This window comes from Collinsella sp. D33t1_170424_A12, assembly GCF_015554865.1.
In the GTDB taxonomy this organism is placed as follows: domain Bacteria; phylum Actinomycetota; class Coriobacteriia; order Coriobacteriales; family Coriobacteriaceae; genus Collinsella.
Genome location: NZ_JADNJJ010000220.1, coordinates 1 through 7,612, shown reverse-complemented (window position 1 = coordinate 7,612; position 7,612 = coordinate 1). Strand labels below are relative to the sequence as shown.

Here is a 7,612-nt window from a genome sequence, read left to right as displayed (position 1 = left end):
TCCTGGGATTCGTGAACTCGCTCATCAAGCCGCTGCTCACGTTTATCTCATTCCCCCTCACCATCCTCACGCTGGGCATCTTCCAGCTGGTCATCAACAGCTTCATGCTCGAGCTCGCCAGCTGGCTTTCTGTGAACCTGCTGGGATCGGGTATCGCCATCTCCGGCTTCTTCTCGGCACTCGCCGGATCCATCATCGTGAGCATCGCCTGCACGATTCTGGGTGTCGCCACCAAGGACGCATAAGGTAGCCCCGGCCTCATGAATCGAGAAACGCAACGCACGGATGCGGGCGCGCCCGCACGACCCGTCGGCACCGAGCACATCCACGGCGCGCATGTCGAGCGTTATTCGCTTGCCACCGCGCTCAGCCTCATCGTGGGCATCTCCATCGGATCGGGCATCTTCTTCAAGAGCGATAACATCCTCATCGCCACCGGCGGCAACGTCGCGCTCGGCGTCGCCATGTTCCTGCTCGCCGCCACCACCATCGTCTTCGGCGGCCTCACGCTCGCCCGCTTCGCGTCGCAGACCGCGGGCGCCGGCGGCCCCATCGCCTATGCCGAGCAGTTCCTGGGCCCGCACCGCCTCACCTTCATCGGCTGGAACTTCACCTTCGTCTACCTGCCCATCGTGACCGGCATCATCTGCTGGGTCGTGGGCGTGTACGCCTGCATGGCCTTCGGGCTGCCGGGCGGATTCTGGACGCAGATGGCCATCGGCCTGGCCTTCCTGCTGGCCTGCTTCGTATGGAACGTCTGCTGGCCGCGACTGGGCGGCTGGTTCGCCAACGCCACCACGTTATTCAAGGTGCTGCCGCTCATCGTCGTGGGCATCATCGGCATCCTGTTCGCCGACCCCGCGAGCTACCTGGCCGAAGGCATCCAGCAAGCGCCGGCCGCCGGAGCCGGCTGGATTATCGCGGCGGCGCCCGTCGCCTTCGCGTTCGACGGCTGGACCGCCGCGGCGGGCATCGCGCCCGAAATCAAGAACTCCAAGCGCAACCTGCCCATCGCCCTTGTCACCGGGCCCGCCATCATCCTCACGCTCTACATCGCGTACTTCGTAGGCATCTCCTGCTTCCTGGGCCCACAGGAGGTCATGGCCGCAGGCGATGCCAGCCTCTCGCTGCTGTTCGTCGAGCTCTTCGGCCCCCAGGCTGCGGCATGGCCCAACCTCATCGCGTTCATCGCCGTAGCCGGCACCGCCAACGGACTGGTCCTTTCGATCCTTCGCATGCCCTATGCGCTGGCAGCGGTCGGCGAGGTCCCGTTTGAAAAGCAGCTCCTCAAGATGAACCCTACGCTGCGCTTCCCGCTTAACAGCGCACTCGTGGCGCTGGGATCCGTCCTGCTGTGGATGGCCGTCCACGCATTCGTGACCGTCAACGGCCTGCTGCCCAACGGCGACATCTCCGAGATCGCCGTAGGTCTCAACCTCTTCATCATGCCGCTCTTCTACGTACAGGCCATGCTGCACGATCCCGCGGGGCCCGCGGCCACCCGCACCGGTCGCGTCAAGCGCGCCGTCGTGCCCGCCCTGGCCACGGTGAGCTCCCTTGCCGTCGGCATCTCGAGCTTCGCCGACCCCACGCGCTGGCCGTTCGTCGGCGTGCTGGTCGCACTGCTTGCAGCCGCCACGTTCCTCATGCGCAAGCGCCGGGCCGGCCTACAGGCATAGGCACCGCCACAAGCCGCTCTCTTTGCGAGGCCCCATGCGGGGCCTCGCATGCTTTACGGACGGATCGCAAGAGATCCCGACCGCCTTCGAACCCCCTGCCGACGCCTGTCGAATAGGTGGCTCCCCCAACATATTTGCGCGGTATGGTAACAGCCGTCCGTAAACCATACCGGCCACGCGTGGCGTCGCGCGCTCGCCCGCGGCCGCGCCGATACAAAGGAGCCGCTATGTGGGCTTTCGATACAACGTTCTATCAGATCTATCCGCTGGGCATGCTCGGCTGCCCGTTCGACGCGCCCGCGCTCGACGATGAAGCCGGTGCACGCGGGCAGGTTGAGCGCCACCGCATCAAGCAACTTATCGATTGGGCCCCGTACCTGGGAGGGCTCGGGATCGGTGCCATCCTGCTCAACCCCGTGTTCGCCTCCGACACCCATGGATACAACACGCGCGACCTACGCGCCGTCGACTGTCGCCTGGGCACCAACGAGGACTTTGCCGAAACCATCGACGCGCTGCACGCCCATGGCGTCCGCGTGGTCATCGACGCGGTGTTCAACCACGTTGGCCGCAACTTCTGGGCGTTTCGCGATGTGCGCGAGCATCGCTGGGATTCCCCCTACAAGGATTGGTTCAACCTCAACTTCGATGGCGACACGCATTTCGGCGACGGCTTCTGGTATGAAGGCTGGGAGGGCAATCAGGACCTGATCAAGCTCAACCTGCGCAATCCCGCCGTCGTCGACTATCTACTTGATACCGTTCGCATGTGGAAGCGCGAGCTAGGAGTTGACGGCCTGCGCCTCGACGTCGCCTACAGCCTGGACCGCGACTTCGTTCGCCGGCTTCGCGGACTTGCCGACGAGCTCGGCGCCGAGCCGCGCTTCAACGGCACGCCGGGCGACGGCTTCCCCCTCATCGGCGAGGTCCTGCACGGCGACTACAACCTCATCGTCAACGACGAGATGCTGCACTCGTGCACCAACTACGAGTGCTATAAGGGCCTGTACTCGAGCTTCAACTCGATGAATATGTTCGAGATCGCGCATTCCCTGCACCGCCAGTACGGCGGCGACCCGTGGTGCATCTACCGCGGCAAGCATCTGGTGAGCTTCGCCGATAACCACGACGTCTCGCGCCTGGCAAGCATCCTCACCGAGAAGCGCCATCTGGCGGCCGCCTATGGCGTGCTCTTCGGCATGCCCGGTATCCCCTGCCTCTACTACGGCAGCGAATGGGGGCGGCTCGGCGCCAAGGGCACCGGCTACCTGGCCGATGTCGAGCTTCGGCCCGCGCTCGATGCGCCCGATGCCGATGCGCTGGCGAATCCCGCATCCGGCTGGGAGGGCGGCGAGGGACCCAACGAGCTCACCGCGTTCATCGATCGCCTCAACCACGTGCGCCGCTCGTCGCGCGCGCTGTGCCACGGCAGCTATCGCAACATCATCATCACCAACAAGCAGCTGCTCTTCGAACGCGATGCCCCGGCCGACGGCGAGCAGGCCGCCGAACGCGTGCTCGTTGCCGTGAACGCCGAAGATGCGCCCTTCACGTTCCACGACAGCGGGCTGCACGGCTCCTTCGACGTCTTGATGGCGTGCGCGCCCGGAGATGATTCGACGGCAGTACCCTGTAGCGAGGTGCTCGGCCTCGACGGTTCGATCGAGATTCCGCCGTTCGGCGTGCTCTACCTCAAGCAGACAGCCTGATCCGAAGCCCCGTCCGCGACGCGCGCGCAATCGCCCCTCGGAACGAGGCGTGCATCTATCGCCCTACCACCGCTTGAAAGCCATCCCGACAGAGCGCAACCAACGAACGTTCACGATATCTGCGGGCACGCCCTGCGGAGGCGCGCCCGCACAGAGCAGCCCGGCGTCCGCGGGATCGGATAGGCGCACGAGCCACAGGGCCACGAACGCGATTACCGCCGCACCCAGACAGACGCCCAGGATCCAACGGGCGCGAGCGCCCTCCGCCCCGGCCGACCGGTTCGGACCACCCAAGCGATCAAACCACACGGCCAGCAGCACCGTGGGCGGCACCAGCCAAAAGAGCGGGTGATACGCCATGGCGGCAGCGAAATCAAATTGCAGTGTGCTGAGCCATGCGCGCGTTAATCCGCAACCAGGACACGAGATGCCCGTTACGAAACGAATGGGGCAGCCGATACCCGAAACCAGGAGGACAAGGGCGCCGACAACAACGAATGCACCGAGCACAAGCACCCGCTTCAGGATATCGACCACCTTGGAACCTCGGTTCACCCGTGCTACGCGCGGACCAAGCGCGCGTTATAGGCCGCAGCGAGCGCATTGGAATTCTTGATGATGATAAACATGGCAACGAAGGGCCCCAAGCCGCACAGCAGCAAACCGACGATCATCCATAGCAGAATGGTGGTACCGTTCTCCTGGAACATCAACCCATAGCGCGGCGCATTCGCCTGCATGCGGTTACCGATCTTGTAATACCACCAGTACGAGTAAAACCCGCATGTGACGATGGAAAGCAGGATGAAGACGAGCAGACCGGGCGTCTCCTCGTTATCGCCCTGGCAGATGCGATTCATATCGTTTGCAAGCGTGTAGATGAAGTACCAGCTGTAAATCCCACAGGTAAGAAACGTGAGCACGATCCACGTGAGCAGGCTGCGCGACGCGTTCACGGGAACCTGGGGCACACCGTGCGATGCAGCGGGAACCTCTCGAATCTCACCAGAGGATACCGGGGCGTCCTCGGGCATCACAGGTGAAGCCTGCGGCGGCGTCGGGCCTTGATCCACGAAGCAGCCGCACGCCGAACAAACGCGCGACCCCTCATCCACCTTCGCACCACACGACGGACAATACATAGCATGCCTCCCTCTCCCAGGAACCAATAGGTTGGGAAACCATAGCACTCCGCCCGGACACCAGCGGCATCAAGCGCGAATTCGACCCGTTTCATTACCTTTGAAGGCGGCACAGGCCCCGGCCTTACAAATACAACCCACGCAGCTACCCACTTGCTTACACAGCGGCAGGCCTGCAGCGCAGGGTTGCCACCACGAGCTCTGGCCGGTTGTTCACGCGAAGCGGCACCACGCTCGGGCCCAGGCCGCGACTCACCACCAGCTGCGTGCGCCCGCTTGTGTGCACGCCCGCCGTAATGGCTGGGAAGAACCCTTGGCTCGGAGCGAACAGCGCCCCCACACCCGGCAGCCGCACCTGGCCCCCATGGGCATGGCCCGCGAATGCCACGTCAACACCGTGCGCCGCATATACGTCGAGCAATTCCGGCCGATGCGTAAGCAGCACCGTACACGGCGCGGCCGCGTCGTCGCAATCGATACCCGCCGTGGCCAGAACGCGTGCCAGCTGTTCATCGATGATCCGAGGCGTCGCTCCGCGCGGATACGGACGTTGGAAGGCCGGATCCATAAGACCCAGCAGGATCAGTTGCCCTCCGTCTCGTTCAAATGGCACGGCCCCGTTTTCCAGAACAACCACGCCCGCACGTTCCAGGCTGCTCGCGATTTGCGGATACTCTTGCAGGCGCGCCTCGTGATTTCCCGGCACGTAATAGGTAGGCGCCTCCCGTGCCGCCCGAGCTGCAAGATGCACGCCCGCATCGATACGCGTGCGCCGCGAGTCGATCAAATCGCCGGTAACCACAATGAGGTCTGGTCTCGCGCGGCAGATCCGCTTGATCAAGCGCCCGTTGCCGCGACCCAGCTCCGCATTGTGCAGGTCGGAGATATGGGCGATTCTCAAGCCGTCGAGAGCCCGCGGCAACCGATCGACGACGAGCTCGTACGATGTTGTCTGAATAGCCCCGTTCGACCAGGCCGCCCATGCGGCCGCCGCGGTGACACCCGCCGCGCCCAAAGCAAGCACGTCTCGCGTTCTCACACCGATCACCCCAATTCGCCCGCAGCCTACAACCGCCAAGGACACTCGTCTCCGCCCGGCATTATACGACCTCTCGCCGCACCCACCGAAACCGCAAGAAAAGCCTCGAGCGCACCGACCCCTCTTCCGCATAAGCCCCGAGGCGCTGTAAACGCAGGAATCCCCCAGAGGATCCCAAAGCGCGACTTTTCAAGCGGCAAAGCCGCGAAGCCGAGCGCACCAACCTCTTTTCCCCATAAGCCCCGAAGCGCTGTAAACGCAGGAATCCCCCGGAGGATCCCAAAGCGCGACTTCTGAGCGGCGAAGCCGCGAAGCTGAGCGCGTGGGACCTCCGGGGGATTCCGGTGGGAGTTCTAAGCGTTTCGCTTAGTACATGCCGCCACCCTGGGCACCGGCGGTAGCAGCCGCGATGGCGTCCTCGAGCTGGGTGTTCTTCGGCACGTCGGAAACGGTGGCCTCGGTGATAAGGATGAGGGAGGCCACGGAAGCGGCGTTCTGCAGGGTGGTGCGGGTAACCTTGACCGGGTCGAGCACGCCCATCTCGATCATGTTGCCCCACTCGCCGTTAGCGGAGTTCAGACCCTCGCCTGCGGGAAGCTCGGAGACCTTGTCCACGATGACAGCGCCCTCGTAGCCGGCGTTCTTGGCGATGGTGGCCACCGGAGCGGTGAGCGCCTTCTTGATGATGTCGATACCGATCTGCTCCTCGGGATCGGAGATCTCGATGCCCTCGAGCGCGGGCAGGGCGTCCATGAAGGCGACGCCGCCGCCGGCGACGATGCCCTCCTCGACGGCCGCGCGGGTGGCCTGCAGGGCGTCCTCGACACGATGCTTGATCTCCTTGAGCTCGGTCTCGGTAGCAGCACCGACCTTGATCACGGCAACGCCGCCGGAGAGCTTGGCCAGGCGCTCCTGGAGCTTCTCGCGGTCGAACTCGGACTCGGTGTGCTCCATCTCGCCCTTGATGGCGGCCACGCGGTCGGCGATGGCCTCCTTGGTGCCGGCACCGTCGACGATGGTGGTGTTGTCCTTGGTGATGGTGACGGACTTGGCGGTACCGAGCATCTCAGCGGTGATGTCGGCAACCTTGATGCCCAGCTCGTCCAGGGCAGCCTGGCCGCCGGTGAGGATGGCGATATCCTCGAGCAGGCGCTTGCGACGGTCGCCGTAGCCGGGGGCCTTCACAGCGCAGACGTTGAGGGCGCCGCGGATCTTGTTGAGGACGAGCGTGGGCAGGGCCTCGCCGTCGATGTCCTCGGCAATGATGAGCAGGCCCTTGCCAGCGCGGGAAACAGCCTCGAGAACGGGCATGATGTCGGCAACGTTGGAGATCTTCTGGTCGGTGATGAGGATATAGGGATCCTTCATCACGGCCTCCATGCGGTCGTTGTCGGTAACGAAGTACGCGGAGACGTAGCCCTTGTCGAACTGCATGCCCTCGACGGTATCGATCTGGATATCGAAGGTCTGGGAATCCTCGACGGTGATAACGCCGTCCTTGCCCACGACGTCCATGGCGTCGGCGATCTTGTTGCCAACCTCGGCGTCGCCGGCGGAGATGGTGCCGACGGAAGCGATCTGCTCCTTGGTGGCGACAGGCTGGGCCTGGCCCTTCATGGCGGTGACGGCGGCGTTGACGGCCTTGTCGATGCCGCGGCGAATGGCCAGCGGGTTGGCGCCGGCGGCCACGTTCTTGAGGCCGTCGTTCACGATGGCCTGGGCCAGCAGCGTGGCGGTGGTGGTGCCGTCACCCACGGTGTCGTTGGTCTTGGTAGCGACCTCCTTCACCAGCTGGGCGCCCATGTTCTCGATGTTGTCCTCGAGCTCGATCTCCTTGGCGACGGAAACGCCGTCGTTGGTGATGGTGGGAGCGCCGAAGGAGCGCTGCAGGGCCACGTAGCGGCCCTTGGGGCCCATGGTAACGGTGACGGCGTCGGCCAGGGTGTTGACGCCCTTCGCGAGCTTGGCGCGAGCGTCGGTATCGAACGTGATGTTCTTAGCCATTGTTATATCCTCCAAAAGAAAGATGCGAGAAGATTCGAC

7 protein-coding genes are annotated in these 7,612 nt (G+C 64.2%); 3 read left to right on the top strand and 4 right to left on the bottom strand.

The window, feature by feature from the left end; genetic code table 11:
• The 3 genes from I2E26_RS08955 to I2E26_RS08945 all read left to right on the top strand — a co-directional run.
• The coding region (locus I2E26_RS08955) for a phage holin family protein (protein ID WP_195420451.1) at positions 1-245 on the top strand (245 nt) is incomplete at its 5' end.
• Between the two features lie 15 nt (positions 246-260).
• A complete protein-coding gene (locus tag I2E26_RS08950; protein ID WP_195420450.1) occupies positions 261-1,679 on the top strand; it encodes an APC family permease in 1,419 nt (472 codons plus the stop codon).
• A gap of 227 nt (positions 1,680-1,906) precedes the next feature.
• Positions 1,907-3,388 carry an alpha-amylase family glycosyl hydrolase gene (locus I2E26_RS08945; RefSeq protein WP_195420449.1) on the top strand — a complete coding sequence of 494 codons (1,482 nt, stop codon included), beginning with the start codon at positions 1,907-1,909 and terminating at the stop codon, positions 3,386-3,388.
• A gap of 63 nt (positions 3,389-3,451) precedes the next feature.
• On the opposite strand, the gene I2E26_RS08940 is transcribed toward I2E26_RS08945, so the two are convergent.
• The 4 genes from I2E26_RS08940 to groL all read right to left on the bottom strand — a co-directional run bounded on the left by I2E26_RS08940 (position 3,452) and on the right by groL (position 7,573).
• Positions 3,452-3,925 (bottom strand): DUF2752 domain-containing protein, encoded by a 474-nt coding sequence (locus I2E26_RS08940; protein ID WP_370551484.1) that lies wholly within the window; start codon positions 3,923-3,925, stop codon positions 3,452-3,454.
• A gap of 23 nt (positions 3,926-3,948) precedes the next feature.
• Positions 3,949-4,461: a DUF4234 domain-containing protein gene (locus I2E26_RS08935; protein WP_370551483.1), complete on the bottom strand. Its 513-nt coding sequence runs from the start codon at positions 4,459-4,461 to the stop codon at positions 3,949-3,951.
• A 226-nt stretch (positions 4,462-4,687) separates the two neighbouring features.
• Positions 4,688-5,608 (bottom strand): metallophosphoesterase, encoded by a 921-nt coding sequence (locus I2E26_RS08930; RefSeq protein WP_229056538.1) that lies wholly within the window; start codon positions 5,606-5,608, stop codon positions 4,688-4,690.
• Between the two features lie 327 nt (positions 5,609-5,935).
• The gene (gene groL, locus I2E26_RS08925) at positions 5,936-7,573 is read right to left on the bottom strand and encodes a chaperonin GroEL (protein WP_195420446.1); all 1,638 of its coding nucleotides are present in this window, start codon (positions 7,571-7,573) and stop codon (positions 5,936-5,938) included.
• Positions 7,574-7,612: the final 39 nt, after the last annotated feature.

Coding starts and splice junctions, on each gene's coding strand:
- groL (WP_195420446.1), bottom strand. CDS start 7,573: ATGGCTAAGAACATCACGTTCGATACCGACGCTCGCGCCAAGCTCGCG.
- I2E26_RS08945 (WP_195420449.1), top strand. CDS start 1,907: ATGTGGGCTTTCGATACAACGTTCTATCAGATCTATCCGCTGGGCATG.
- I2E26_RS08950 (WP_195420450.1), top strand. CDS start 261: ATGAATCGAGAAACGCAACGCACGGATGCGGGCGCGCCCGCACGACCC.